The organism is Kitasatospora purpeofusca, from assembly GCF_034043715.1.
GTDB classification, from domain to species: Bacteria; Actinomycetota; Actinomycetes; order Streptomycetales; family Streptomycetaceae; genus Kitasatospora; species Kitasatospora purpeofusca_A.
Window position 1 is genome coordinate 76,944 of sequence record NZ_JAXCLC010000024.1, and the last position, 25,249, is coordinate 102,192.

General features: G+C 73.4%; 26 protein-coding genes. 15 read left to right on the top strand and 11 right to left on the bottom strand.

Features of this window, described 5'->3' with window-relative positions:
- Positions 1-113: 113 nt before the first annotated feature.
- Both ctaD and SM793_RS14925 read left to right on the top strand, forming a co-directional pair.
- Positions 114-1,793 carry a cytochrome c oxidase subunit I gene (ctaD, locus tag SM793_RS14920; protein WP_413815963.1) on the top strand — a complete coding sequence of 560 codons (1,680 nt, stop codon included), beginning with the start codon at positions 114-116 and terminating at the stop codon, positions 1,791-1,793.
- Complete coding sequence (locus tag SM793_RS14925) at positions 1,790-2,179, top strand: cytochrome c oxidase subunit 4 (protein WP_320438655.1); 390 nt, start codon at positions 1,790-1,792, stop codon at positions 2,177-2,179. Before ctaD ends, SM793_RS14925 begins: the two co-directional genes overlap by 4 nt.
- 10 nt (positions 2,180-2,189) lie before the next feature.
- Here the strand turns inward: SM793_RS14925 and SM793_RS14930 are convergent, their stop codons facing one another.
- Positions 2,190-3,818, bottom strand: a complete 1,629-nt coding sequence (locus SM793_RS14930; RefSeq protein WP_320438656.1) for a ubiquinol-cytochrome c reductase cytochrome b subunit — start codon at positions 3,816-3,818, stop codon at positions 2,190-2,192.
- A gap of 584 nt (positions 3,819-4,402) precedes the next feature.
- Between SM793_RS14930 and SM793_RS14935 the strand changes: the two genes are divergently transcribed.
- The 3 genes from SM793_RS14935 to SM793_RS14945 all read left to right on the top strand — a co-directional run bounded on the left by SM793_RS14935 (position 4,403) and on the right by SM793_RS14945 (position 6,642).
- Positions 4,403-4,768 carry a DUF488 domain-containing protein gene (locus SM793_RS14935; RefSeq protein WP_320438657.1) on the top strand — a complete coding sequence of 122 codons (366 nt, stop codon included), beginning with the start codon at positions 4,403-4,405 and terminating at the stop codon, positions 4,766-4,768.
- 375 nt (positions 4,769-5,143) lie between these two features.
- Positions 5,144-6,256, top strand: a complete 1,113-nt coding sequence (locus tag SM793_RS14940) for a Vms1/Ankzf1 family peptidyl-tRNA hydrolase (RefSeq protein ID WP_320438658.1) — start codon at positions 5,144-5,146, stop codon at positions 6,254-6,256.
- A 35-nt stretch (positions 6,257-6,291) separates the two neighbouring features.
- Positions 6,292-6,642, top strand: a complete 351-nt coding sequence (locus SM793_RS14945; RefSeq protein WP_320438659.1) for a DUF2795 domain-containing protein — start codon at positions 6,292-6,294, stop codon at positions 6,640-6,642.
- 147 nt (positions 6,643-6,789) lie between these two features.
- Here SM793_RS14945 and SM793_RS14950 read toward each other — a convergent pair whose 3' ends face one another.
- The 5 genes from SM793_RS14950 to SM793_RS14970 all read right to left on the bottom strand — a co-directional run bounded on the left by SM793_RS14950 (position 6,790) and on the right by SM793_RS14970 (position 9,730).
- A complete protein-coding gene (locus tag SM793_RS14950; protein WP_320438660.1) occupies positions 6,790-7,056 on the bottom strand; it encodes a hypothetical protein in 267 nt (88 codons plus the stop codon).
- A gap of 107 nt (positions 7,057-7,163) precedes the next feature.
- Complete coding sequence (locus SM793_RS14955; protein WP_320438661.1) at positions 7,164-7,295, bottom strand: DUF6126 family protein; 132 nt, start codon at positions 7,293-7,295, stop codon at positions 7,164-7,166.
- 151 nt (positions 7,296-7,446) lie between these two features.
- Complete coding sequence (locus SM793_RS14960; RefSeq protein WP_413815964.1) at positions 7,447-9,189, bottom strand: SulP family inorganic anion transporter; 1,743 nt, start codon at positions 9,187-9,189, stop codon at positions 7,447-7,449.
- On the bottom strand, positions 9,186-9,533 hold the full coding sequence (locus SM793_RS14965; protein ID WP_320438662.1) for a metalloregulator ArsR/SmtB family transcription factor: 348 nt from the start codon (positions 9,531-9,533) through the stop codon (positions 9,186-9,188). Before SM793_RS14965 ends, SM793_RS14960 begins: the two co-directional genes overlap by 4 nt.
- Positions 9,534-9,538: 5 nt before the next feature.
- Positions 9,539-9,730 (bottom strand): hypothetical protein, encoded by a 192-nt coding sequence (locus SM793_RS14970; protein WP_320438663.1) that lies wholly within the window; start codon positions 9,728-9,730, stop codon positions 9,539-9,541.
- A 579-nt stretch (positions 9,731-10,309) separates the two neighbouring features.
- Between SM793_RS14970 and SM793_RS14975 the strand changes: the two genes are divergently transcribed.
- The 5 genes from SM793_RS14975 (at position 10,310) to SM793_RS14990 (ending at position 14,324) form a co-directional block, all read left to right on the top strand.
- Positions 10,310-11,020: an NUDIX domain-containing protein gene (locus SM793_RS14975; protein WP_320438664.1), complete on the top strand. Its 711-nt coding sequence runs from the start codon at positions 10,310-10,312 to the stop codon at positions 11,018-11,020.
- Positions 11,021-11,166: 146 nt separating this feature from the next.
- The gene (locus tag SM793_RS14980) at positions 11,167-11,652 is read left to right on the top strand and encodes an NUDIX domain-containing protein (RefSeq protein ID WP_320438665.1); all 486 of its coding nucleotides are present in this window, start codon (positions 11,167-11,169) and stop codon (positions 11,650-11,652) included.
- 227 nt (positions 11,653-11,879) lie between these two features.
- Positions 11,880-12,278: a DUF4344 domain-containing metallopeptidase gene (locus SM793_RS36420; RefSeq protein ID WP_413815965.1), complete on the top strand. Its 399-nt coding sequence runs from the start codon at positions 11,880-11,882 to the stop codon at positions 12,276-12,278.
- A complete protein-coding gene (locus tag SM793_RS14985) occupies positions 12,275-12,709 on the top strand; it encodes a YdeI/OmpD-associated family protein (protein WP_320438666.1) in 435 nt (144 codons plus the stop codon). The genes SM793_RS36420 and SM793_RS14985 overlap by 4 nt, the downstream gene beginning before the upstream one ends.
- Before the next feature lie 217 nt (positions 12,710-12,926).
- Positions 12,927-14,324, top strand: coding sequence for an alpha/beta hydrolase (locus tag SM793_RS14990; RefSeq protein ID WP_320438667.1), 1,398 nt, complete (start codon positions 12,927-12,929; stop codon positions 14,322-14,324).
- Positions 14,325-14,606: 282 nt separating this feature from the next.
- Here SM793_RS14990 and SM793_RS14995 read toward each other — a convergent pair whose 3' ends face one another.
- Together SM793_RS14995 and SM793_RS15000 are read right to left on the bottom strand one after the other, a co-directional pair.
- Positions 14,607-15,704: a barstar family protein gene (locus SM793_RS14995; RefSeq protein ID WP_320438668.1), complete on the bottom strand. Its 1,098-nt coding sequence runs from the start codon at positions 15,702-15,704 to the stop codon at positions 14,607-14,609.
- Between the two features lie 140 nt (positions 15,705-15,844).
- Entirely contained in the window at positions 15,845-16,225 is a 381-nt protein-coding gene (locus SM793_RS15000; protein ID WP_320438682.1) for a hypothetical protein, read from the bottom strand.
- Positions 16,226-16,876: 651 nt separating this feature from the next.
- On the opposite strand from SM793_RS15000, the gene hemB reads away from it, so the two are divergent.
- Together hemB and SM793_RS15010 are read left to right on the top strand one after the other, a co-directional pair.
- Complete coding sequence (gene hemB / locus SM793_RS15005; protein ID WP_320438669.1) at positions 16,877-17,854, top strand: porphobilinogen synthase; 978 nt, start codon at positions 16,877-16,879, stop codon at positions 17,852-17,854.
- 140 nt (positions 17,855-17,994) lie between these two features.
- Positions 17,995-18,390: a transposase gene (locus SM793_RS15010; RefSeq protein WP_320438670.1), complete on the top strand. Its 396-nt coding sequence runs from the start codon at positions 17,995-17,997 to the stop codon at positions 18,388-18,390.
- A gap of 77 nt (positions 18,391-18,467) precedes the next feature.
- On the opposite strand, the gene SM793_RS15015 is transcribed toward SM793_RS15010, so the two are convergent.
- The gene (locus SM793_RS15015; protein ID WP_320438671.1) at positions 18,468-19,169 is read right to left on the bottom strand and encodes a hypothetical protein; all 702 of its coding nucleotides are present in this window, start codon (positions 19,167-19,169) and stop codon (positions 18,468-18,470) included.
- The gene (locus SM793_RS15020; protein ID WP_320438672.1) at positions 19,169-19,705 is read right to left on the bottom strand and encodes a SigE family RNA polymerase sigma factor; all 537 of its coding nucleotides are present in this window, start codon (positions 19,703-19,705) and stop codon (positions 19,169-19,171) included. Before SM793_RS15020 ends, SM793_RS15015 begins: the two co-directional genes overlap by 1 nt.
- Before the next feature lie 450 nt (positions 19,706-20,155).
- On the opposite strand from SM793_RS15020, the gene SM793_RS15025 reads away from it, so the two are divergent.
- Entirely contained in the window at positions 20,156-20,986 is an 831-nt protein-coding gene (locus SM793_RS15025) for a PIG-L family deacetylase (RefSeq protein ID WP_320438673.1), read from the top strand.
- Positions 20,987-21,146: 160 nt separating this feature from the next.
- On the opposite strand, the gene SM793_RS15030 is transcribed toward SM793_RS15025, so the two are convergent.
- A complete protein-coding gene (locus SM793_RS15030; protein WP_320438674.1) occupies positions 21,147-21,719 on the bottom strand; it encodes a class I SAM-dependent methyltransferase in 573 nt (190 codons plus the stop codon).
- 69 nt (positions 21,720-21,788) lie between these two features.
- Between SM793_RS15030 and SM793_RS15035 the strand changes: the two genes are divergently transcribed.
- Together SM793_RS15035 and SM793_RS15040 are read left to right on the top strand one after the other, a co-directional pair.
- Positions 21,789-22,133, top strand: coding sequence for a cyclic-phosphate processing receiver domain-containing protein (locus SM793_RS15035; RefSeq protein ID WP_320438675.1), 345 nt, complete (start codon positions 21,789-21,791; stop codon positions 22,131-22,133).
- A gap of 312 nt (positions 22,134-22,445) precedes the next feature.
- Positions 22,446-25,249: helix-turn-helix transcriptional regulator (locus SM793_RS15040; protein WP_320438676.1), on the top strand; the 2,804-nt coding region annotated here is incomplete at its 3' end.

The window sequence follows — 25,249 nt, forward strand, 5'->3', positions numbered from 1 at the left end:
CGGGGGCCGCACCGCGTGGCTGGCCGTTCACGGGGACGGCCGGTGGTTCCATGGTGGCGTGGCAGGGGCCGCGGGACGGGAGCGAATCCGCCCGGTGAACGAGGAGGCGTCGGATGGCGGAGCAGACGGTCGCGCCCGCGGGGAGGTCCGAACCGCGTGCCGGGCGGCTGCGTCACGGTTCGGCGATGCTGCGCTGGTTGAGCACGACCGACCACAAGGTCATCGGCAACATGTACCTGGTCACCGCGTTCGGGTTCTTCCTGGTCGCCGGGCTGTTGGCGATGGCGATGCGGGCCGAACTGATGAGGCCCGGACTGCAGTTCGTCAGCAACGAGCAGTACAACCAGCTGTTCACGATCCACGGCACGATCATGATGCTGCTGTTCGCCACCCCCACGTTCGCCGGTTTCGCCAACGCCGTGATGCCGCTCCAGATCGGCGCGCCCGATGTGGCGTTCCCCCGGCTGAACGCCTACACGTACTGGGTGTACCTGTTCGGTGGCCTGATGGTCGTGAGCGGCTTCCTCACCAGCAACGGGGCGGCCTCGTTCGGCTGGTTCGCCTACGCGCCGCTGAACGGTCCCGTGCGCTCACCCGGCACCGGGGGCGATCTGTGGACGATGGGCCTGGTGGTGGCGGGTCTGAGCACCATCCTGGGCGCGGTCAACTTCATCACCACCATCACCTGTCTGCGCGCGCCGGGTATGACGCTGTTCCGGATGCCGATCTTCACCTGGAACGTGCTGTTCACGTCGATCCTGGCGCTGCTGGCCTTTCCTCCGCTGACGGCGGCGCTGCTCGCGCTGGAGGCCGACCGCAAGTTCGGCGGGCACGTCTTCGACGCGGCGAACGGCGGTGCGATGCTGTGGCAGCACCTGTTCTGGTTCTTCGGGCATCCGGAGGTCTACATCGTCGCGCTGCCGTTCTTCGGCATCGTCACGGAGATCCTCCCGGTGTTCAGCCGCAAGCCCGTCTTCGGCTACTACGGGCTGATCGCCGCCACCGTCGCCATCACCGCGCTGTCGGCGGTGGTGTGGGCCCACCACATGTTCGTCACCGGCCAGGTGCTGCTGCCGTTCTTCTCCCTGACCTCGCTGCTGATCGCGGTACCCACCGGTGTGAAGTTCTTCAACTGGGTCGGCACCATGTGGAACGGGTCCCTCTCCTTCGAGACGCCGATGCTCTTCGCGCTCGGCTTCCTGGTGACCTTCCTCCTCGGCGGACTGACCGGAGTGCTCCTGGCGGCCCCGCCGATCGACTTCCATGTCACCGACAGCTACTTCGTCGTGGCCCATCTGCACTACGTCCTGTTCGGCACCGTCGTGTTCGCCATGTTCGCGGGCTTCTACTTCTGGTGGCCGAAGATGACGGGGCGGATGCTCGACGAACGCCTCGGGAAGATCCACTTCTGGCTGCTGCTGCCCGCCTTCCAGGCCACCTTCCTGGTGCAGCACTGGCTGGGTGCCTCCGGCATGCCGCGCCGCTACGCCGACTACCTGGCCGCCGACGGTTTCACCGCTCTCAACACGGTCTCCTCGGCCGGCGCCTTCCTGCTCGGCGCCTCCACCCTGCCGTTCCTGTACAACGTGTGGCGGACGGCCAGGTACGCGCCCGAGGTGACGGAGGACGACCCCTGGGGCTACGGCCGCTCGCTGGAGTGGGCGACTTCCTGCCCGCCGCCGCGGCACAACTTCCACACCCTGCCCCGCATCCGCTCGGAAGGTCCGGCCTTCGACCTGCACCACCCCGAGCACTCCCGCCAGCGGATCGACGCCCAGGAGAGCGCCCAGTGAGAGCCGAGTCCTACCTGTTCGCCGGGGTCGCGCTGTTCTTCGCCGTCACGGCCTCGATCTACGGCTGGTTCGCGGACGAGCCCGCCGGAAAGGCGGTCCTGGTCATCGCCTTCCTGATGTCCGCGCTGGTCGCCTTCTTCTTCTGGACCCAGCACACCCGTCGCGGTCAGCGTCCGCAGGACCGCACCGACGCGGAGATCGCCACCGGAGCCGGACCGCTCGAATTCCTGCCCCCGCACAGCTACTACCCGGCCCTGACCGCCGCCGGCACGGCGCTGCTCGCCCTGGGCGTGGTGTACGCGCTGTGGATGGTCCTGGTCGGTGTCGGTCTTCTGGCGCCCGGGATCGCGGGGTTCGTGTTCGAGTACGGCAACCGCGGTCAGTAGCGGCGCTCCGTCACCGGAGCGACCGGGGCGGGGTCTGCTCGGCGGGCGCGCTCGTCCGGCTCCCGCCGTCGGCGGCCGGGAGCTCGACGCGGTCCTGGTAGTACCAGGCGCTGACCCGGGCGCGCAGCCGCTCGCGGCGGGTGGCGCCGGGCCCGGGAGCGGGCAGCGGCGTCGGCGTGCGACCCGCTGCCAGGGTGTGGCGCCGGCCCTGCGACAGCGGCCGGTGCCCGGACTGGAAGGCGCCCTCGATGGACTCGCGGACGAATCCCGTCTCCTCCCCCTCGGTCAGCAGCCGGACGTCCTTGGCCCGCAAGGCCAGGCAGAGCCGCTTGGTGAGCCAGAACGCCACGACGGGCCCCACGAACACGGCGACGCGCAGCACCCAGTCCAGGCCCTCCACCGCCACGTCGAAGGTGACGGCGATGACGTCCTGACCACCGGCGATCAGCAGCACCGCGTAGAACACGGTCCCCGCGGCCCCCAGGGCGGTCCGGGTGGGCTGGTTGCGTGGACGGTCGCACAGGTGCTGCTCGCCCAGGTCGCCGGTCACCCAGCGTTCGAAGAAGGGGTACGCGTACAGGGCGAGGAAGAACACGGCGGGGAACAGGACCGCGGGAACCAGCGGGTTCCAGGAGACGGTATGGCCCCACAGCCGGGTCTCGGCCCCGGGCATCAGCCGCAGGGCCCCCTCCACGAAGCCCATGTACCAGTCGGGCTGGGCATCGGTGGACGCCTGGTCCGGGCGGTACGGCCCGTACTCCCAGATCGGATTGACCTGCGCGAGGGCGCCGGACAGCGCCAGCACACCGAACACCATCGCGAACAGGCCGAGCGTCTGCACCGTGAAGTGCGGGAACAGCGGCTTGCCGACGACGTTGCGGTTGGTGCGGCCCGGCCCCGCCCACTGGGTGTGCTTCAGGTAGAACACCAGCGCCAGGTGGGCGGTGATCAGGGCCACGAGGAGTCCGGGCAGGAGCAGGACGTGGGCGCTGTAGAGCCTGGGCACGATGTCGTGGCCGGGGAACTGCCCGCCGAACAGGAAGAAGGCCAGGTAGGTGCCGACCAGGGGCACGGACAGGACGAAGCCCTGGGCGGTACGCAGGCCGGTGCCCGAGAGGAGGTCGTCGGGCAGGGAGTAGCCCGCGAACCCCTCGACGAGCGCGAGCTGGAACAGGGTCAGTCCGACCAGCCAGTTGACCTCGCGCGGGCGCCGGAACGCGCCGGTGAAGAAGATCCGCAGCAGGTGCGCGCCGATCGACGCGGTGAAGAGCAGCGCGGCCCAGTGGTGGATCTGGCGGATCAGCAGGCCGCCGCGCACGTCGAAGCTGATCGACACCGTCGACGCGTACGCTGCGCTCATCCGGACCCCGCGCAGTGGTCCGTAGCCGCCCGTGTACACGGTCTCCGCCATGGACGGCTCGAAGAAGAAGGTCAGGAACACTCCGGTCAGCAGGAGCACGACGAAGCTGTAGAGGGCCAGCTCGCCGAGCAGGAACGACCAGTGGTCGGGGAAGATCTTGCGCACCAGGCCCTTCGCCCCGTCGAACAGCGGCAGCCGCCGGTCCAGCGCGACCGCCGACCGCTCGACCGCCCCCGCGGCCCGCCGGGCCGCCCCCGCCTTCTTCCGGGTCAACAGCATCCGGTGCTCCCCGCCTTCCGTTCCTCGTTCCGGTCTCCCGTCAGCCTCGCCCCGGCCGGGTCCCAGCGGCTCCCGGGCTCGCGCTGCGGAGCGTGCTTCACCCGTATGCCGACCGGGCGCGGGGTGGGACGGCCGCCGGTCGCATGCCGACCGGGCGCGGGGCGAGACGGCCGCCCGTGGTCCGTCCCGCGGCCCGGATCCCGTCGGCCGCCTCGATGGGCGGCGGGATCCAAGCCGCGGGACGGTGAGGATCCTCCTGATCCGGGCAGACGCGCTTGTGGGGTGCCCGCGGAGGTGCGGGCAGAGCCCCTGAGCCCGATCCGTCAGGAGTGACCGCGATGACCACCACACCCACGTCCGGCCCCGTCCGGTCCGGCGCCCTCGCACAGCCGTGCCCGGTCTGTGGGCACCCGCGCCGCTGGATCCTCCTCGGGACCGCCGCCCCGGCCGGTCGGCGGCCCGGCGTCCGGCAGCCCGAACCCTGCCCCGACCCGCACTGCCCCGGGCAGCAGGCGCTCGGCCGGCCGGGCGCCGGGCCGAGGGCACTACTCGGCGCAGCCGATTGAGCTGGGGGTCAGCCGCCCATGGCCGCACGGATCGCCTACCGGCGGATCTACGAGGAAGCCTCACCGCAGGACGGGCGGCGGGTGCTCGTCGACCGACTCTGGCCGCGCGGGCTCAAGAAGGAGGGCGCCGACCTCGACGAGTGGCTGCGCGAGGTCGCCCCGTCGACCGAACTGCGCCGCTGGTACGGCCACGACCCGGAGCGCTTCGCCGAGTTCCGCCGCCGCTATCTGGCCGAACTGCGGGACGCGCGACACCGCGAGGCGGCCGGACACCTCCGCGAACTCGCCGCCCACGACAGGCTCACGCTGCTGACCGCCAGCAAGGACGCGGACCACAGCCAGGCCGCCGTACTCGCCGAATGGCTGGCTGAGGGGAGACGCTGACCGAGGCGCCGACCCGCCCCCGCCGCGTGCGTGTGGGCCCGTCGTCGGAACGTCCTGTGCCTTCGTGATGACCTGGGCCTCCCGCCGGACCGGGCCCTTGGCACAGGGTCGGCGAGCGTCCCGACCCGGAGGCCCTGGCCGAAGCGGAGCGCCGCCTCCGGGCGGCGGTCGCCGGAGGGCCCGGGTGGTGCGACATCCGCGACGTGCACATGACGCCCCCCGGGAGACGTAGCAGGCCCAGCGGAGCGCAGGGCCGCCCCGCGGCGGGGCGCGCGTAGCCTCCGTCCGGCCGGGTAGCCGCGGAAGGGCAAGGTGAGAAAGCAGGAACCAGTGATGTGAGGGGCGATAACGGTGAAGTTGGATTTCTTGGAGCCCGTGACGGCTCGGGAGGGTCCGTGGGCCACCGTCTACGCCACCACCGGGCCGCCCGACGAGGCGGCGACCACGCGGCGGGAGCTGACCTGGCAGGAACTGTGCCATTCCCTCGAGGACCAGGGCGCGGACGCGCCTACGGTGGACGCGGTGCGCAGGGCGCTGGAGCGCTCGGTCCCGGATGCCGGGCCCCGGGCCGTCGCCCTCTTCGCCGCCGAGGGCCGCGTCGCGCTCGAATGCCGACTCGCCCGCGATCCGGGGCGCCCGGAGGCGTCCTGGTCCGTGCTGCCGCGCCTGACACCCCTGTTGGGACTCGCCGGGCAGGAGCCGGCCTGCCTGGTCGCACGTGTCGACCGGTCCGGCGGGGACTTCGAGCTGTACGACGTGGGCCGGCCCACCGCCGCGGGCGGCGTGCAGGGCCAGGACTGGCCCATCCACCGCGCGTCCGCGGGAGACTGGTCGGTGAAGCACTTCGACGCCGCCGTGGAGAACACGTGGGAGCACAACGCCTCGCTGATCGCGGAGGAACTCGGCCGCGCCTTCGAGGCGTCCGGTGCCGAGCTGGTCGTGCTGGCCGGCGGTGCCCGGGAATGCCACGCCGTACGGGACCGGCTGCCCCCCGAACTGCGGGAGGTCACGACGGTCAGCGGCCACGGCGGCCGGGCCGCGGGGGCGGACTCCGACCAACTGGCGGCTGACATCGAGGCGGCCCGCCTGGACCACGCGGCCCGCCGCACGGAGCGCCTGCTCGACCGGTTCCGGGCGGGTCGCAACGCATCCGACCGGCCCGGCGCAGCCGTCGAAGGGGTACCGGACGTCGCCGAGGCCGCCCAGCAGCACCGGATCGACACGCTCCTCCTGCGGGGCACGGGCCCGGACCTGCATCGCGAGGTCTGGGTGGGCGAGGAACCCGATCAGGTGGCCCCGCGGCGGTCCGACGTCCAGCAGCTGGGTGCCGAACGCCCCAGCCCCGCCAGGGCGGACGACGCCCTGCTGCTGAGCACGGCGGCGGCCGGTGGAGAAGCCGTCGTGCTGCCGGGCGACGGTGCCGCGGACGGCACTCCGGCCGGAGGCGTCGGCGCGTTGCTGCGGTGGCCGCGCAGTGACCGGGAATGATCAGCACACCCTTGAGGACGGGAGGTGTGGCGCCCATGCAACGCGGAAGCAATCCGATCGGGCCCCGCCAGGACGACCAGAGGAAGCACGAACTCCAGGGCTACCTGAAATCCGGGCAGTCGACGCACGCCGAGGACTTCCACGACCCCGAACCCCCTGCCGACGACGACCCGGCGGCCGGGAGCGCACACGGCAGCCTCCAGACCGAGATAGCCCGCCACCTCGGACGCGCTGCCTTCCCAACCGATACGGCGGGTCTGCTGTCCGCGCTGGAGGAGGCCCACGCCCCCGGTGAGCTGGTGGACAACCTCCGACGGCTCCCGCAGGACGGCCGATACAAGACGGCCGCGGATGTGTCCCGCGCTCTCGGCGAATCGGCGGCGTGAGGGCGGGGCGGAGGGGGCGGGGGCGGGGGCGAACGCGGCCCCGGGCGGAGGTTTGCTCTCCCCAGGGGCCGGACGGGTTCCGGGCCGGTCGGCGAGTGCCGCCGTCCCTTCGCGGGCGGTCCCTTCGCGGGCGCGCCGCCCCCGGGGTCAGCGGTCGCGGGGGCGGTCGGCTTCGGGCTGGTCCCCGTCGTCCGCCGCACTGATCTCCTGTTGTTCGGTGTCCGTCGTCTGTTCGGTGCCCGTCGTCCCGATGTCCTTCAAGGGCGTGCCCGTAGCGGTGCCGGGCTCGGACTGGTAGCCCTCCCGAGCCGATGCGGTGCCCGGCACGGTGCGTTCCTGGGCGAGTTGCTCGCGGCCACTGGAGGCGCCGACCCCGCCGGGGCCGTGCCGGGGCTGAGAGCGGTCGTCGGTCATGGCGCTGGTCTCCCTTCTCTCCCGTTCGCTCCCGTTCTCGGGAGGTGGTGCGCGGCTGCCCGGCGCCCGTGCCGCCGAAACGGCGCAGGACGTTCACCGGGGTGCGGTCAGTGGCGGTTGCCGAGCGCGAAGAGCAGGATGACGAAGCCGGCGAACAGGTGTGTGCCGGCGATGTAGATCGAGGCGCGGATCAGCATGGCTTTGCGGCGCTGCTTCTCGTCCCTGCCGGCCGAGCTCATCGGTACTCCTTGAGGTTTGTGTGTGTGTGGGGGGCCGGCCGGGGGCCGGGGCGCTCCCGGGCCTCGCCGCCGGCGCGGGTACCGGCGCGGGGTCGGGTACCGGTGCGGGGTCGGGTTCGTCGTGGCGGCCCGAAGGCGCGCCGGGTGCGGGTCACCACCGTCCCTCTTCCGCCGCGGCGGCCTGTACGCCGGTCAGGTGGCGGCGGGCGTAGCCGATGGCCTCGGGGGTGGCGGCGAAGACCCGGTGTTCGGCGTGCAGGGCGTCGAGCACGCCGAGTGCGTCGAGCGTCTTCAGGTGGTCCTCGTGCGCACCGGAGACCAGGACCAGGATGTTTCGCCGCTCCAGCTTGGTGATGGCGTCCCCGAGCACCAGGGCGCCGGTGGCGTCGATCGCGCTGACGCGTGACAGGCGCAGGATGACGGCCTTGACGTCGGTGGTCTCGGCGAGTTCGAGGAGGAAGCGGTGGGCGCCGGCGAAGAAGACGGGGCCGTCGATGCGGTAGGCGACGATGTGGTCGGCGAGCAGGGCCTGTTCCTCGGCGTGGTGGTCGGCCGGAGGCAGGCCCTCGTGCAGTGCCACCTTGGTGAGGGCGGCGGATCGGGCGACCTGGCGCAGGGCCAGCGCGCCGGCGACCAGCAGGCCGACGACGACGGCGGTGACCAGGTCGAAGGCAAGGGTCGCACCGGCGGTCAGGGCCAGGATCGCGGCCTCGCCCCGGCCGCTGCGGGCCAGCGCCCGCAGCGAGGCGACCTCGACCATGCGCACGGCGGTGGCGATCAGCACTCCGGCGAGTGCGGCCAGCGGGACACCGGAGACGAGCGGGGCGGCGGCGAACACCACCACGGCCAGCACGGCGGCGTGGACGAGCGCGGCGAGGCGGGAGGCGGCACCGGAGCGGACGTTGACCGCGGTGCGGGCGATCGCGCCGGTCGCGGCGACACCGCCGAACAACGGGACGACGAGGTTGGCGATGCCCTGGCCGAACAGTTCGCGGTCGCTGTCGTGGCGCTCGGAGACGCTCATCGCGTCCGCCGCCGTCGCCGACATCAGTGACTCCAACGCGGCCAGCGCGGCCACGGCCAGGGCCGCGGTGGCGAGGTGCGGAACCTCGCCGAGGTGCAGGAAGGCCAGCGAGGGGGCGGGAAGTCCGGAGGGCAGGTGCCCGATCGTGGCCGTGTCCAGGCCGGCCAGGCCGGTGACCAGGGTGGCAGCGGCCACTGCCGGCAGCGAGAACGGGACACCCGGGCGCCACCGGGCACCGATCAGCATCGCCGCCGCGACCCCGGCCGCCAGGGCGAGTGCCACCAGGTGCGGGGTGCGCGCGAAGCCGACGACCGCGTCCCAGGCGGCGACCGCGACGTTCGCCGCGCCGGAGGCTTCCACGCCGAGCGCGGCGGGCACCTGCTGGAGGCCGATCACGGCGGCGATGCCCAAGGTGAAGCCTTCCACCACCGGGGCCGGCACGTACGCCATGAAGCGTCCTACGCCGCCGAGCGCGGCGGCGGTCAGCAGTACGCCGGCCAGCAGCCCGACCGTCAGGACTCCGGCGGTGCCGTACCGGTGGACGATCGGGACCAGGACGACGGTCATCGCCCCGGTCGGCCCGGTCACCTGGAGGTTGGAGCCGCCGAAGAACGCGGCCAGCGCGCCGGCCACCACCGCGGTGGCAAGCCCGGCCTCGGCCCCCGCGCCGGAGGCCACGCCGAAACCGAGTGCCAGCGGCAGCGCGACGATCGCCACCGTCAGGCCCGCCAGCAGGTCCTTGCGCGGCGAGCGGCCCATCGTCGCCAGCACCGCCCGGTTCGGCAGCACCGCGCGCAGCCGCGCCTCCGCCCGCCGGGCGAAGGCCGTGAACGCGGAGGTGGGCGTGATCGTGTCGGCAGTCCCGCTCATGCCCCGTGCGCCTGCCGCTGCGGCTCGCGCAGCTCGGCGAGAAGCCTGCCCTGATCGGTGATCATCTCGGTGAGGATCCGCCGGGCCGCGCGCAGCAGCTCGGCCACATCCGGGGTGCTCAGCGCGTAGACCACGGTATTGCCCTCCCGGGTCGCCGTCACCAGCTGGGTGCGGCGCAGCACGGCGAGCTGCTGGGAGAGGTTCGACGGCTCGACCTCGATCGCGGCCAGCAGCTCGCGCACCGGGCGCGGGCCGTCCTGGAGGAGCTCCAGGACCCTGATCCGCACGGGGTGGCCGAGGGTGCGGAAGAACTCCGCCTTGGCCTGGTACAGCGGGACGGCCATAGCGCTCAGTCCTCTTCCTCTTCGTCCACGGTGTGCGCCACGGCGATGCCGTGGTGGGCGGCGATCCGCAGCAACTGGGTCACCCGGCCCGCGTACGCCTGGGCGCCGTCCTCGTCGCCGGCTTCCCCTGCTCGGGCCCGCATCCTGCGGGCCTCGGCCAGCTGCTCGCGCAGTTCCTCGTCGAACACGTCGCCCATCGTCACCCTCCCTGTGCCGGCCGCCGGTGGCGGCCGACCGTGCTGAACCTCTCCGTACAAGGATGCAGCATCTATGAATGTGAAGAATTCTTCAAGTGGATAGCTGCGGGTCCGGTCGCGCGAAACCTCCTGGATCAGTTGACCAGCCGAACGGGTGAATCCGGCGATGGCTGCGCACTGCGCGACCCGCAGACCCGGGAGACCTCCGCCGTGGTCCCGACCCCGACCGGGGCGGCGGCACTCGAACGGGCTGTCGCCCGCCTGTGCACTGGGCTCAGCGCCTGCCGGACGCCCTCCGCCGTCGACCGGGAGGGCCCCTGGAGCACGCGCGGGGCTAATCGAAAAATCCCCGTTCGACCCGGGCTCGACCGGCGGAAAACCGCTTGAACGCCAGAATCGAACAGCACCATCATCAGTCGTCACCGACCACTTGAAGCCGTCCAACTGCGCTGCAAGAAGGCTTACTTGCCGCGCACGACGCCGATGCCTGGCGCCATGTGCTCGAACACCACCCGCTGCTGGAGGTCGTCACGCTCCTGACCGCCCGGTCACGCCCCCCGACACCGAGGAGCCCCTTCATTGATCGACTTCGAGGTACTCACCGAACGCGCCGCCCACGAGGGCATCGAACGGATCGGCGTCGGCGTCGTGGTCCGCGACGCCTCGGGCCGGTTCCTGATGATCCACCGGGCCGCCGACGACGTCCTGCCGGGCCTGTGGGAGTACCCCGGCGGCCACTGCCTGCCGCTCCTTGCCGCTCCTTGCCACCACCGCCGACCAGACCTCCGGGAGGACCGCGTGAACCCCCGCGACGACATCCGCCTCACCACGGCCCCGGCGTCCAGGACGGATCCGCCGGCCCTGGTCGTCGGCGTCCACCTCGTCCTGACCGAGGCCCACCGCGTGCTGCTCGGCCGGCGCCGCAACACCCGCTACGCCGCCGGGATGTGGCACCTGCCGGCCGGGCACATGGAGCGCGGCGAACCGGTCACCCGCTCCATGACCCGCGAGGCCGAGGAGGAACTCGGCATCACCATCGCCGAGGACGACCTCCTGCTCGTCCACACCCTGCACCACCTCGATGCCGACGACGGCCGCAGCCGCCTCCAGTTGTTCTTCCGCCCCACCCGGTACAACGGCCGGCTCCGAAACGCGGAGCCGGACAAGTGCGGCGAACTGCGCTGGTGGCCGCTGGACGGGCTGCCGGACGACACCGTGCCCTACACCGCGCACGCGCTCGCCGGGATCACCCGCGGCAGCACCCTGTCCACCGTCGGGTGGGCCGGTTGAGCGCGCCCCACCCGCTCTCCGCCGGGCCTTGGACCACCAGCGCGACGAGGATGTCCTCGGCTGCGCCCGCGCCGTACTCGACCTCCTGCGCGACCCGAACCCTTTCAGGTGCACACCGCTTTCCCCTCTACCCGATGGAGTCCCCCGTGCAGTCCCTGCGTCAGGCCGTGTGCGTCATCGTCCACGACGAGAAGGCGGGCAAGGTCGCCTGCATCCACTACGCCAACAACTCCTGGTCCACGGTGCCCGCCTGGACGGTCCCCGGCGGCAAGGTCGAGGAGGGCGAGCGGCTGGACGAGGCCGCCGCCCGCGAGCTGCACGAGGAGACGGGCCTGGCCGTCGCCCCCGAGGAGCTGCGGCTGGTCCACACCATCCAGGTCAGGGCCGGGTGGGACGGCAAGGGCCCGTTCCTGCTCTCGGTGTTCGCCACGACGTCCTGGAGCGGCGAGCTGGCGAACACCGAGCCGGACAAGCACCTCGCCGTCCTCTGGATGGACGTCCGGACGCTGCCCACCCCGATGTTCCCCACCTCGCACGCCGCCCTCACGGCCTACCTCGGCGGCGGCGGGCGGGGGTTCTCCACCCACGGCTGGGACAACTCGGTGGACCCGCGCGCCCTGGTAGAAGCCTGAGATGCCCCACCGCCACCTCCCGTACGGAGCGCCGGACGCGGGAGCAGGAGATTTCGTCCCGCCATCGAGCCGGAGGTCTCTCCGCCTCCCGCTGACCACCCACGTCGCCCAGGAGACGACCAGCCGATGAACCCCACCACCGCCGCCCGGCCGCCGTGCCCGAGGACGCCGACGAACTGCTGCGCCTGGGCGTCCCGATGACGGAGCGCTGCTAGTAGCGGAAGGCGATGAACCGGAAGGCCCAACGCTTCTCCAACTGGATGTGCTGGCTCTACGGCTCGGACCCCGACCAGTACGCCCCGGTCGTCGCAACCGAGCGCAACCCCGACGGCATCCTGCCGCCCGAGCCGGCGGCAGGATGCCCGGGCGAGTTCCAGCAGATGGAGAAGTCCTTGAGCCCGACCCTCAAGCCCTGTCTCAAAACCTGGGACCCAAGGTCGGAAACACTCCAGGAGGGCGACCGCCCCGGCATTCCTGTGGGCGGCCACGGTCCCCAGCGTGTCCGCACGTGCCGCCGGCTCCGTGATGGTCTCCGTGGTCGGTACGGATGTGCGCCCACCGCAGCCGCGAGAAGCTGTGATCGTGGCCGACACCGGCCGCACCGATCACCGAGGAGCGTCCCGTGAAGTTCCACACCCTCGTCGAACCGCCCGAGCCCATGCGGGGACTGGAGGTCCCGCCCGAGGTGGTGGCGGCGCTCGGCGGCGGCGCGCGGCCGCCGGTGACGATCACGGTCAACGGGCATTCCTGGCGCAGCCGGGTCGCCATCCTGCGCGGCCGGCACCTGCTCGGCCTCAGCAACGCCAACCGGCAGGCCGCCGAGGTCGAGATCGGCGAGGAGGTCGAGGTCGAGCTTGAACTCGACGCGGAGCCGCGCGTCGTCGTCGAGCCCGCGGACTTCGCCCAGGCTCTGGACGACGACCCTGCCGCGCGCGCCGCTTACGACCACCTCTCGTTCAGCCGGAAGCGCGAGCATGTGCGCGCCGTCGAGAGCGCGAAGAAGCCGGAGACACGCCAGCGGCGCATCGAGAAGGCCATCGCCTCCCTGCGCGGCTGATCCGAGGAGGGACGGCTCCAGGCAACTCCACCACCACCTCCGCCGCGCCGTCGGACCCGAACGGCGGGGGGTGTGTCCGCGTTCCGGGGCCGTTCGGGTTCTGGTGGTCGGTTCCCGGTCGCGTCGCGCGCTGGAGGTGGGCCGTCGACGTGTGCCCGGGGGCAGGCTGCTTCCGTCGCCGTGCCGGCACGGGCCCGGCCCGATCGGAAGGACGAGCATGACGAGCATGCGGGGGCGTGTCGTCGCCCTGTTGGGTGTCGTGGCGGTGGTCGTCGGGAACGCCCTGACCGCTCCTTCGGCCGGGTTCGCCGCCACGGCCGGTGGGCCCCACGCCGGGGGCGGGATCACCGGGCAGGCGCCCTGCCCGCAGGCTCCCGAGTTCATCTGCGGGACCCTCACCGTCCCGTTCGACCACAGCGGCGCCACTCCCGGCACCCTCGGCCTCCAGGTGGCCGTCACCGGCAACACCGCGGCCCCCAGGGGCGACCTGCTGTTCCTCACCGGCGGCCCAGGCCAGCCCGGCGTCCCGGCCATGAGGCGGATGGCCGAGAGGCTGGAGCCCGTCCTCAAGGACTACCGCCTGGTGATGTTCGACCAGCGCGGCACCGGCCGGGGCGCGTTGCAGTGCCCCGGCCTGCAGGCGGACATGGGCTCCTCCGACCTCGCCGTGCCGCGCCGGCGGTCGATCGCGGACTGCGCAGCCGTCCTTGGCCCCGACGCCCGCCACTACAGCACGGCGGACACCGTCGCCGACATCGACCTGCTGCGCCGCGCCCTCGGTGCCCGGCGCCTGACCCTGGACGGGGTCTCGTACGGCAGCTTCGTCGCCGAGCGGTACGCGCTCGCGCACCCGGCGCGCGTGGCGCGGCTGGTGCTCGACTCGGTGGTGCCGCAGCAGGGTTTCGACCCCCTCGACCTGGCCGCGCTGCCCGCGAGCGCCCGGGTGCTGCGCGCCGCCTGCCGGGCCACCGGCTGCGCCACCGATCCGGCCGCCGACCTCGCCGCCACCGTCCGGCGCTACGGCAACGGGGCACGGATCCTCGCTGCGCTCACCGGTTACGAGTTCGTCGACCCGGACTACGGCGGGGTTCCGGAGATCCTGCACGAGGCCGCCGCCGGGCGGCCCGAGAAGCTCCTGGACTTCTTCGAGTTCGTCCACCAGCAGGTCGACTCCGCCCCGGCCGAGGAACTCAGCCAGGGACTGCACTCCGCCACCCTCTGCGCCGACTCGCGCTTCCCCTGGGGCACCACCGACACCCCTGTCCCGGGCCGCGCGGCGGCGTTGGAACGCACCCGCAGGCGGCTCACCGCCGAACAGACCTGGCCCTACGACCCGGCGACCGCGACCGGGCTCGGCAGCATGCTGGTCTGCCTCCACTGGCCGCGCGAGCAGGTGCCGCCGGCGCCGCCGGAGCACCAACGGCTGCCGAACGTGCCGGTGCTGCTGCTCGGCGGCGACCGGGACCTCTCCACGCCGTACGAATTGATCTACGAGCAGGCCGAGTCGGCACACAACCCGCAGGTCGTGATCGTCCCGGGCGCGGCGCATTCGGTGCAGAGCCGGGCCGAGAATCCGGCCGGACGACAGGCGGTCTACGACTTCCTGCTGCGGTAGCGGCAGCCGTCGGCGGGATTCCGGCATAACCCCTGCGGGCAGCGGCATTGCGCGGCCGGTCCGCTGCCGCCGGGGCGCGGGCTTGTCGGCCGAGCCGCCCCGGGCGGCCCCCTCGGCCCGCGCGCCCTGCTCCGGGTCCTCCGCATCGCCGCGGTCTCCGCCACCCTCGTGCGGACGCCGCGACACCGTGTAAGCGCCACCCGCCCGGCATGACCTGCTCGGCGCCGGTGCCCGGGTCCGGGGTCCGGGTCCGGACCCGTAGGTGCGGCGGGCGGACCGCCGCTACCGGAGGGTGACCCGGATGCCCGCCTCGGCGAGGACGTCGAGGGTGGTGGCGAACAGGTCGCGGGGCTGTCCTCCGGGTCCGAGCGTGTGGGACAGGTGCGTGCGGGCGATGTAGGCGTCCCGCCAGAGGATGGTCGCGGGGGTGGTGCAACCGAAGGTTCCGCGCAGGCAGTCGACGAGACCGTCCAGGCAGCCGCCGAAGTAGCCGCCCGGTCCGTTCACCGCCTCGCCGAGGGCCAGGTAGAGGCCGGGCTGGTCGGTGATGTTCCGGCCGTCGAGTTCGTAGGCGTGACCGGCCGGCCGGTCACGGTGGGTGCGTCGGCAGGCCCGGTCACGGGCAAGGTCGAGCCAGGCGTCACGACGGCGGGTGTCCAAGCGGGCCCATGACCCGGGGGCGTCCGACAGCCCGGCGAGCCACTGTTCCCAGACGGGCCGGGCGTGGGCGGGGACGGGTGCGCAGAGGTCGCCGTCGAGTTCCAGGTCGATCAGGCCCGTACCGCGGGAGGACGGCCGCCAAGCCGCGATCCTGGCCCCCACCGACCGGTCGGTGAGCAGCACTCCCCCGTCGTCCCGGATCTCCAGGACGGCGTGGTCCAGGTCCCGTGCGGATCGCGTGCCCCGCGCAAGGCGCGTACGGAGACCTTCGCTCGGCGCGAGCCCCCGGAGCACGAGCGGGACCGCCTGGTGCCGGGCCGGCAGGACCCGGGTGAATTCGCGGCAGGTCCCCAGCCATCGGCGCCCGTCGTGAAGACGGACGCGGCCCCGGCGGCCATCGGGCGGGCCCTCGTAGTCGTCCAGGCCGGTGATCACCAGGCCGCCCGGGCCCGGGTCGTACTCGAGTGTCCGGGCGTCCTCCAGCAGCCAAGGGCCGAGCGCCACGTCGTCCGGCACCAGCCACACGCTGCGGCCGGCCCAGCCACGCGGCCCGCCGGCCTCCGGAGTCCAGCCGAACAACTCGTACGTCCCGTACCGTGGCTCGCCGAACAGGCCCTCCGCTTCGGCACATGTTCCCCAGGTGCGGCGGCCACCGCTCTCGACCAGGGTGAACCGCGCCCGCTCCCGATGGTCCGCTTCGTTCTGCACGGTACGAATCATGCCCCGTCCCCGGCCCCCTCGGCGGGGCAGTTCTCCTGGCGACCACCGGTGGCGCACGGCGGCGGCCACGCCGTCCGTGTCATCCGAAAAAGCCCAGGCCAGGCGGCGGCTCCGGCCTGGGCTTCGGTATTTCGGGGCCGTCAGCCGTGGGTGGTCGCCAGGGCTCGGGGGAGCACGGCCGTCGCGCGCTCGGGGTCGGTGCGGAGCCAGGTGGTCAGGTGCTCCCGGACGGCCTCGGCGACGCAGCCGCGGACGGGCCCGTTGCCCAGGTGGCCGCGGGTGGCGCCCTCGAACTCGGGCCGGTCGAGCTTCACCGACACGATGGCCGTCAGCCCCGCGCCGAGCCGGGTGGGGGCCAGGTCGGGGTCGGAGGGGGTGAGTAGGCGCTGCTCCCGGGCGTACGCCGTGAGCGCGGCCACCAGGCCGTCGCGGAAGCCGAGTTCGTGGGTGCCGCCTCCGGCGGTCGGCCGGCTGTTGGCATAGCTGGTGACCCGCTCGTCGCCGGAGTCGCCCCAGCACAGGGCGACTCCACGGTTCCCTCCATCTCGGAGTACTCACGCTCGAAGCCGAACACGTCCGGGTGGGGTGTGGTGCTCTGTTGCGCGATCCAGTCCCTTGCTCCGCCTGGGAAGCAGAAGCGGACTGCCCTGGGTGCCCCGGGGTCGCGGTCGTCGGCCAGGGTGATGTCCAAGTCACGGTTCAGGAAGGCCTGTTCCCTGAAGTGATCGGCCAGTGTTTCGAACGAGAGCGTCAGCGTCTCGAAGATCTCGGCATCGGGCCAGAAGGTGATCACGGTCCCGCTGCCGTCGGCCGGGCCGGTGCGTGCGGGCCCCGCGACCCGCACGCCCCGCCCGTATTCCAGCGTCCAGCGGGTTCCGTCGCGCCTCACCTCCGCCGGTTCGCACAGGTTCACTCCCTCATGTCCGGGAATGAGCCTAGGCGGGAAGACGTACACGGAGCTTGTGATCGCCCCAAGTGGCTTTCGCCGTTCCGAACTTGGCCGGTCGTGGTCGAAGGACGGTCCGGGGCGAGCGCCGGAGCGGACACCGGGGCGGATACCCGGCCGGGCCCGCCGGTGCGACCAACTCGGTTGCGGTGTCTCGGTGGTGGCGTCCGACCGCGCGCCGGGGCGGTCGTAGGCTGGAGGACAGTCGATCCCAAGGAGGACATCGGTGTTTCCGGAACAGCGCCCGCGACGGCTTCGGCGTACCCCCGCCCTGCGACGCCTGGTCGCCGAGACCACTCTGGAACCGCGCCACCTGGTGCTGCCCCTGTTCGTCAAGGAGGGCGCCACCGAACCGGTCCCGATCGGCTCGATGCCCGGTGTCGTTCAGCACACGCGCGACTCCTTGCGCAAAGCGGTCGTCGAAGCCGTGGAGGCCGGAGTCGGCGGCGTGATCCTCTTCGGGATTCCGCTGGAGTACGACGCGGACGGGTCCCGCGGCCTCGACCCGGACGGCGTGCTCAACGCGGCGCTGCGCGATGTGCGGGCCGAGGTGGGCGACGAGACGGTGGTCATCGGCGACGTCTGCATCGACGAGTTCACCGAGCACGGCCACTGCGGGGTGCTCGACGAGCACGGTCGGGTGGACAACGACCGCACGCTGCGGATCTACGCCGAGATGGCCGTCGCGCAGGTCGAGGCCGGGGCGCACGTCGTCGCGCCGAGCGGCATGATGGACGGCCAGGTGGCCGTGATCCGCGCCGCGCTGGACCGGGCGGGCCGTTCCGAGGCGGCCGTGCTCGCCTACGCGGTCAAGTACGCGTCCGCGCTCTACGGGCCGTTCCGCGAGGCGGTCGACTCGCAGCTCGTCGGCGACCGCAAGACCTACCAGCAGGATCCGGCCAATGCGCGGGAGGGCCTGCGGGAGGCCCGGCTGGACCTGGACGAGGGCGCCGACATGATCATGGTGAAGCCGGCCGGCGCGTACCTGGACGTCCTCCGGGCCGTCAAGGACATCGCGGACGTGCCCGTGGCCGCCTACCAGGTCTCCGGCGAGTACGCGATGGTCGAGGCCGCGGCGGCGAACGGCTGGATCGACCGGGACCGCACGGTCCTGGAGTCGCTCACCGGGATCCGGCGCGCGGGCGCCGACATCGTACTCACCTACTGGGCGACGGAAGCGGCCGGGTGGCTGAACCGGCGCTGAACCAGCGCCGGTCCGGTGCCGGACCAGCACCGGACCAGCGCCGGTCCGGAGCCGAGCGGGGACGTTGACGAGTCCAATATTCGTAACGTTCATGACAAAAAATACGTGGGACCGGGGCGCGCCGCGGGCATCATTGCTCCGTGGGCGCTGATCTGTCGCAGCGGCTGGTCCCCGACGGCCTGTGGGACCAGGTCGCGCCGTTGTTGCCGTCGTTCGCGACGCGTCGCCAGGGCGGTGGCACCGCGCCGCTGGACGAGCGGGCCGTGTTCGCCGCAGTGGTGTACGTCCTGACCAGCGGATGCGCGTGGCGGCACCTGCCCCCGACGTTCGGGGTCTCGCCGGCCACCGCGCACCGGCGGTTCTCCGCCTGGACGAGGGCCGGGCTGTGGTGCCGGCTGCACCGGGCCGTACCGGACCGGCCGGGTGCGTGCGGTGAGCCGGACTGGACGTCGGCGATCGTCGACGCCGCCTCGGTCCGGGTGCGACGGGCGAGCACCGGCCGGCCCGGACCGGGCCCCGGACGCGGTCGGCCGTAGGGGATCCGCCGTCCGTACGCGGAACCGTGCCTGTTCCCGCGGAGCGCTCCGCGGTAACAGGCACGGTCGATGCCGGGTCAGCTCCCCAGCGTCCTGCTCGCCAGCACCTTCCCCTCGGCGTCGTACGCGGCGAGCCGGATGCCGCCGGGCGGGTGCTCGCTCGGGGTGCCGGACTCCTTGAGGGCCGGCCCCCAGAAGAAGCCGCTGGCAAAGCCCGGACTCCCGGGGAGCGAGGCGACGGTGACCCAGTGCGCCTGGCCGTCCACCTCGATCGCCATCGAGGCAACCCGCCCGGGCCCCTGGTACACCAGGTTGTAGAAACCCTCCCGGTCCTGCGGGGGCAATCCGTAGTACTGCATGGTGATCTCGGTCGCGCCCGCCGCCCAGGAGTGCCCGCCGCACCCAGGACCGGTCTTGTACGCGGGCTCGTCGTGGATGCAGACCTCCTGGTCGTTCAGCTGCATCCACCAGTTCTCGCGGCCCAGCGACAGCTGCTGGCCGGGCTCCACGACCACGGCCTCGGGCGCCGGCCCGGCCGGCGCCGACAAGGGCTGCGACGCCGGCGCCACGGCCCGGACCCCGTCCCGCGCCGACAGGGCGACGCCCGTGCCGCCCACCACCACGAGCGCGGCCGCCACTGCGGACACACCCATCGCCAGGCGGCGGCCCCGCCGCTGCCGGCGCACGTGGACCTGCACGGCCCCGGCGGACCAGTCCCCCACCGCGAGCCCGTCCGCCTCCTCCCGCAGCACGCCGCGCACCATGTCCTCGGTGTCCATCACCTGTTGCCTCCGTTCGTGCCGATCGTCGAACCGGACCCCACCGCGTACGAGGCCAGCGCCGGATGGCCGCGCAGTTTCGCCAGCCCCCGGCTGGCCTGGCTCTTCACATTGCCCGCCGAGCAGCCGAGCACCTCGGCGACCCGGTTCTCGCTCATGTCCTCCCAGTACCGCAGGACGACAACGGCCCGCTGGCGCGGCGGCAGTTCCGCCAGCGCCTGGAGCAGCACCGAGCGCTCCTCGACATCGCGGTGGCCCGCGCCCGCGCTGTGCGCCCGATCAGGGAGGACGGGCACCAGCAGCTGCCTGACCCGGCGCCGCCGGTGGCGGCTCAGGTTGGTGTTCACCAACGCCCGGTGGACGTAGGCGTCCGGCTCGTCCAGCCGACTGATCCGCGACCAGCTCCGGAACACCTTCGCCAGCGTCGCCTGCACCACGTCCTCGGCCTCGTGGTGGTCGCCCGTCAGCAGGTAGGCGGTACGCACCAGCCGCCGCCAACGCGTGGCGGCGAACCCCTCGAAGCCCAGCTCCCGCACACCGGAACCCTCCCCGGCAACCGCCCGGGAAGGCGGCCCGGCAGCCGACTCCGCGACCGGCCGGGACCGGTCCTCCACCGGTACGGGTATTGCACTCGCGGTCATCCCATTCCTCTCCGCGATCCGCGCGACGGCCCCACCGGACCGCCGCTCTGCCCTACTCACCCCCGCGCGACCGCAAAGGTTGCACGTCGCCCCGAATCGCCCCCGACGCGGCCGGACCGGCAGCGGCGGGCGACGGACGGCGGCGGGCTCGACGGACAGCGGGACAGGACCGGACCCGGGCCCGGTCGGATGATGTCAGAGCCGCGCGAGAGGTAACGACCGCCCGGAATAGGGGCGGCGGCTCCGTCGTTCCCCACTGTCGATCAGAGGCACGGCCGACCGTCCGTTGTCGGACCCGTGCCGCACACTGAGGCCGAACACTCGGCAGACCGAAGGACGATTCCCATGACCGACCGGCCCCTGACGCTGATGGCCGTGCACGCCCACCCCGACGACGAGGCCACCGGTACGGGCGGTGTGCTCGCCCGCTATGCGGCCGAGGGCATCCGGACGGTGCTCGTCACCTGTACCGACGGCGCGTGCGGAGACGGTCCGGGGGGTGTCAAGCCCGGGGAGGCGGGGCACGACCCGGCGGCCGTCGCCGCGATGCGCCGTCAGGAGCTCGAGGCCAGCTGCGAGGTGCTCAAGGTCGGCCACCTCGAGATGCTCGACTACGGGGACTCCGGGATGATGGGCTGGGCCGCCAACGACGCGCCCGGCTCGTTCTGGACGACGCCGGTGGACGAGGCGGCCGCCCGCCTCGCCGAGCTGATGCGGACGTACCGGCCCGACGTGGTCGTGACGTACGACGAGAACGGCTTCTACGGCCACCCCGACCACATCCAGGCCAACCGGATCACCTCCAGGGCGCTGGAGCTGGTCGGCGCGACGCCGAAGGTGTACTGGACGACGGCCCCGCGCTCGATGATGGCGCGGTTCGGCGAGGTCATGCGCGAGTTCGGCGCTGACTGGGAGGAGCCGGGCTCCGAGGAGCCGGAGCTGCCCGAGATCGGCCTCCCCGACGAGGAGATCACCACCTGGGTGGACACCACCGGGTTCGGCGGCCAGAAGTTCGACGCCCTGGCCGCGCACGCCAGCCAGGGCGAGAACATCTTCTTCCTGAAGATGGGCAAGGAGAAGTTCACCGAGCTGATGGGGGTGGAGACCTTCCTCCGGGTCCAGGACACCACCGGTGCCGCGCTTCCCGAGGACGACCTCTTCGCCGGCCTGCGCTGAGCGGCCCCCGGCCGGCGACCCGACGGGACGCCGGCGGCGAAGCGAACCGGTAGCGCGGGACGGCCACGGCCTGCGCTACCGGTGCCACCGGACTCGCCCGGAGTCGCTGTAGTTTCCGCACGTCACCGGCCCGTCCCGGCTTCACTTTCCGGATGTGGCGCTACGGACGTCGGGTCGCGACAACCGCCGCGGCGGAGGGTGTGGTGAGGATCTCGGCGGCGCGAAGGAGGGGATGGGTGAGGTAGAAGAGCCGGAGTTCGTCCACCTCGCCGCCGTAGCGGGGCGGCCAGTCGGACGAGGGGGTGAAGTCGTCCATGACGAGAAGGCCACCCGGGGCGAGCAGTTCGACAACCCGTTGGGGGTCGTCACGCTTTCCCCCGCCGTCGCAGAAGAAGACATCGAAGGGGGCGTACCGCTCGAGAAGCCGCCAATCCCCCGTGAGGACGCTCACCCGCTCGTCGTCCGAGAAGACCCCGGCCGCTCGACGGGCCAGCTGCGCATCCCGCTCCACCGTGACCAGACGCGCGCCTTTACCGAGGCCGCTGTGCAGCCATGCGGTGCCGACCCCGACTCCGGTGCCGCTCTCCGCGATGGTCCCGTCAGGTTTCGAAGCCGCGGCCAGGCCGAGCAGCCTGCCCACTTGAGGGGTACAGCTCTTCCTGAATACCAGCTCCGTGGCGATACGCTCGGCGGCCGTCACACGTGCCGGAACGGCAGGTTCTGCTACGTCCACGACCCCTCCTGTCGAACGGATGAACGGATGAACGGACGCCCGTCACGCTACCCGTCGCACAATGGTCCGATGAGAAACGATTCCCCCGCGCCCGGGCCCGTTGTCCTCGGGGTGGACGACCTGCGGGCGCTGCCCCGGGCCACCCGGATCGCCCGGACCAGCCAGGAGGGTGTCCGGCTCCTGGAGGAGCACCGCGACCGCTATGTGGACGAGCTGTGGCTCGACCACGATCTCGGTGGCGACGACACCGTCATGCCGGTGGTGACCCTGCTGGAGCAGGCCGCCTTCGACGGACGGCCCTTCCGGATCGGTGAGGTGTTCGTCCACAGCGCCAACCCCGTCGGCGCCGCGGCCGTGGTCCGGTCGCTCGCGCGCTGGGGCTACCGCGTCCGGCGGGCGTCGGCCCAGGGCTAGTCTTCGAACCCCCGCCGTCCGCCCGTAGGGCGGGCGGTGCGGTTCCCCCAGCCTTCGGCCGGGGGCGTGCGTGCCCCGGCGCCGCACCGCAGGTGCGGGTTCGAAGACGGGCCCTACGGCTCGGCCGGCGGGGCCTGAGCGACCGCACGGCGTGCGACGGCGTCGGCCGCCGGGCGCCCGGCTCGTCGCCGACGGGGCCCGTGAACGCGCAAACGCGCTGATGAGAGGATCGCGGGGGTGGCCGCCGGTCGCCGCCGTCCGGTCCCGCGGGGCCAGTACGGGCGATCAGGACACACAGAGCAGAGGCACATCGTGCGGGGGCGCAGTACGGAGCGGGAGCGGATCGGCCGGCTGCTGGCGGACGGCCGCCTGGGGAACAGCGGCGCACTGCTGCTCCACGGTGAGGCGGGGATCGGCAAGAGCGCCCTGCTCGACTGGGCCGCCGGGCAGGCCGCGGACGCCCGGGTACTGCGGGTGGAGGGCATCGAGTCGGAGATGGAGCTCGCCTACGGCGGCCTCCACCAGCTGTTCCTGCCCGTGCTGGACCTCGTCGACGGCCTGCCGCCGGCGCAGGCCGCCGCCCTGCGGGCGGTGTTCGGGCTCACCGCCGACGAGGTGCGGGACGGCTTCACCGTCGGCCTCGCGGTGCTCGCCATGCTGTCGGAGGCCGCCGCCGACGGGCCGCTGCTCTGCCTGGTCGACGACGCGCAGTGGGTCGACCAGCCGTCGGTGGACATGCTGACCTTCGCCGCGCGCCGACTGCGCGCCGAGGGCGTCGTGATGCTCTTCGCCGTCCGCGACGGGGCGCCGGGCGCCACCGCGAAGGGCCTGCCGGGACTGCTCGTCGAGGGTCTGGACCGTACGGCCGCCGCCGAACTGCTCCCCGGGCTGCCCCCGTACGTCGCCGATCGGGTGATGGAGGAGGCCGGGGGCAACCCGCTGGCCCTGATCGAGCTGTCCGCCGCCCTGACGCCCGCCCAGCGCGCCGGCCGGCTGGGCCCGCTGGCGCTGCCCGAGACGGCCGCCGCACTGCGCGGCCGGATCCAGGACGGCTTCCTGGAGCAGGTCGGGCGACTGCCCGAGGCCGCGCGGCTGGTGCTGCTGGTGGCGGCCGCCGACGACACCGGGAGCCTCGGCACGGTGCTGGAGGCCGCTCGGGTGCTCGGTGCGGGCGTCGAGGACCTCGAACCGGCCGAGCGGGCCGGGCTGGTGGTCGTCTCCGGCGAACTGGTGCGCTTCCGGCACCCGCTGGTCCGGTACGCCGCGTACCGGAGCGCCCCGCTCGCCCGCCGGATCGCCGCCCACCGGGCGCTCGCCGGGGCACTCGGCGACGCCGGCCAGCCGCACCGCCGGGCCTGGCACCTGGCCGCCGCCGCGACCGGCCCGGACGAGGGGGTCGCCGAGGAGCTGGAGCGGGTCGCCGAGTGGGCCGGGAACCGGCAGGCGATGGCCTCCGCCTCCGCGGCGTACGAGCGCGCCGCCCAGCTGACCGCGGATCGGGACCTGCGGGCCCGCCGCCTGGTCCAGGCCGCCCGGAAGGCCGCCGACGCGGGCCAGGACGAGCGCTGCGGCGCCCTCGCCGACCAGGTGCCGCTGCCACTGGCGGACCCGGAGGTGGCGGCGAGCTTCGCCCGGGCCAGGGCGGTGGTCGAGCTCGGCTACCGCAGTCCGGCGGCGGCCGCCCGGATCCTGCTCGACAGCGCGGACCGGACCGGTGCCGCGCACCCGGAGGCGACGGCTTCGCTGCTCGTCGACGCCGTCCACGCGGCCTACTCGGGCGGGGACGCGGCGCTGATGGCGGAGGTGGCGTCCCGCGCCCCCGGGCTGCCCGTGCTCGCCGTGCCCGCCCGGCTGTTCGGCGCCGACGTGCCCGGCGCGCTCGCCGCGCTGCGCCCGCTGGTGACGGCCACGGACGAAGCGGCCACGGGCGACGCGGGCACGGACGCAGCGGGCACGGACGCAGCGGGCACGGACGCCCCGGGCGTGATGGAGCGCCTGCTGACCGGCATCCACTGCCTGCAGGCGGGCGATCACCCGACCGCCCGCCGGGTGGCCCTCGGCGCCGTCGCCCACTGCCGGGAGCAGGGCATCAGCGGTTGGCTTCCCACCACGCTCGACCTGCTGGTCCGCGCGGAGCTGGCGCTGGGCCGCCACGAGGAGGCGACCGCTCGGGGTACCGAGGCGCTCCGGCTGGCCGAGTACCACGACCTCGCCCACCGGGCCTCCCACCTGCGCGCCGCCCTGGCGCTGCCGGCCGCGGTCCGGGGCGAGGAGGAACGGGTCCGGGCCCTGACCGAGGAGGCCCTCGGGTACGCGCGGCCGCGCGGCGTGGGCCGGGCCGCGGCGGACGCGCTGTGGGCCCGGGGTCTGCTCGAACTCGGCCTGGGCCGGGCCCAGGCGGCTTTCGACGACCTGGCGGCGGCCCGGCAGGAGGTCGGCCACCCGCTGCTCTGTCTGCCCCTGCTGCCAGACCTGGTGGAGGCGGCGGTCCGGGCGGGCCGCCCGGAGCGGGCCACACAGGCGGTGGGTGTGCTCGACGAATGGGCCACCGCGCTGGGTCGGCCCGCTCTCGGCGCCCTGGCCGCCCGGTGCCGGGCGCTGACCGGCCCCGACGGCACGGCCGAGGAGCACTTCACGGCCGCGCTCGCCCTGCACGAGGCCGGGCACGTGAACGGGGAAGGGGACGGAGACGTGGCCGGGGTCGGGAACGGGGTCGGGAACGGGAACGGGGACGGGAACACGTTCGACCGGGCCCGCACCGCGTTGCTGTACGGGGAGTGGCTTCGCCGTCTGCGCCGGCAGATCGACGCCCGCGAGCAGTTGCGCGCCGCCCTGGACGGCTTCGAGGCGCTCGGCGCGCGGCCCTGGGCCGAGCGGGCCAGGTCGGAGCTGGGCGCGGCCGGTGGGGAGACCGTGCTGACCACCCGGCAGGACGGGCCGATCAGCCTGCTCAGCCCGCAGGAGCGGGAGGTGGTCCGGCTGGCCGCCACCGGGGCCAGCAACCGGGAGATCGCGGCGCAGCTGTTCCTCAGCCCGAGGACGGTCGGACACCACCTGTACCGGGCCTTCCCCAAGCTGGGTGTCGGCTCCCGGACCGAGCTCGCCGCCCTGCTGGC

Excerpts from the sequence above, each read along its gene's own strand:
- ctaD (WP_413815963.1), top strand. The coding sequence starts at position 114 with ATGGCGGAGCAGACGGTCGCGCCCGCGGGGAGGTCCGAACCGCGTGCC.
- SM793_RS14930 (WP_320438656.1), bottom strand. The coding sequence starts at position 3,818 with ATGCTGTTGACCCGGAAGAAGGCGGGGGCGGCCCGGCGGGCCGCGGGG.
- SM793_RS14935 (WP_320438657.1), top strand. The coding sequence starts at position 4,403 with ATGGCCGCACGGATCGCCTACCGGCGGATCTACGAGGAAGCCTCACCG.
- SM793_RS14945 (WP_320438659.1), top strand. The coding sequence starts at position 6,292 with ATGCAACGCGGAAGCAATCCGATCGGGCCCCGCCAGGACGACCAGAGG.
- SM793_RS14950 (WP_320438660.1), bottom strand. The coding sequence starts at position 7,056 with ATGACCGACGACCGCTCTCAGCCCCGGCACGGCCCCGGCGGGGTCGGC.
- SM793_RS14955 (WP_320438661.1), bottom strand. The coding sequence starts at position 7,295 with ATGAGCTCGGCCGGCAGGGACGAGAAGCAGCGCCGCAAAGCCATGCTG.
- SM793_RS14960 (WP_413815964.1), bottom strand. The coding sequence starts at position 9,189 with ATGAGCGGGACTGCCGACACGATCACGCCCACCTCCGCGTTCACGGCC.
- SM793_RS14965 (WP_320438662.1), bottom strand. The coding sequence starts at position 9,533 with ATGGCCGTCCCGCTGTACCAGGCCAAGGCGGAGTTCTTCCGCACCCTC.
- SM793_RS14970 (WP_320438663.1), bottom strand. The coding sequence starts at position 9,730 with ATGGGCGACGTGTTCGACGAGGAACTGCGCGAGCAGCTGGCCGAGGCC.
- SM793_RS36420 (WP_413815965.1), top strand. The coding sequence starts at position 11,880 with ATGAACCGGAAGGCCCAACGCTTCTCCAACTGGATGTGCTGGCTCTAC.
- SM793_RS14990 (WP_320438667.1), top strand. The coding sequence starts at position 12,927 with ATGACGAGCATGCGGGGGCGTGTCGTCGCCCTGTTGGGTGTCGTGGCG.
- SM793_RS14995 (WP_320438668.1), bottom strand. The coding sequence starts at position 15,704 with ATGATTCGTACCGTGCAGAACGAAGCGGACCATCGGGAGCGGGCGCGG.
- SM793_RS15015 (WP_320438671.1), bottom strand. The coding sequence starts at position 19,169 with ATGGACACCGAGGACATGGTGCGCGGCGTGCTGCGGGAGGAGGCGGAC.
- SM793_RS15025 (WP_320438673.1), top strand. The coding sequence starts at position 20,156 with ATGACCGACCGGCCCCTGACGCTGATGGCCGTGCACGCCCACCCCGAC.
- SM793_RS15035 (WP_320438675.1), top strand. The coding sequence starts at position 21,789 with ATGAGAAACGATTCCCCCGCGCCCGGGCCCGTTGTCCTCGGGGTGGAC.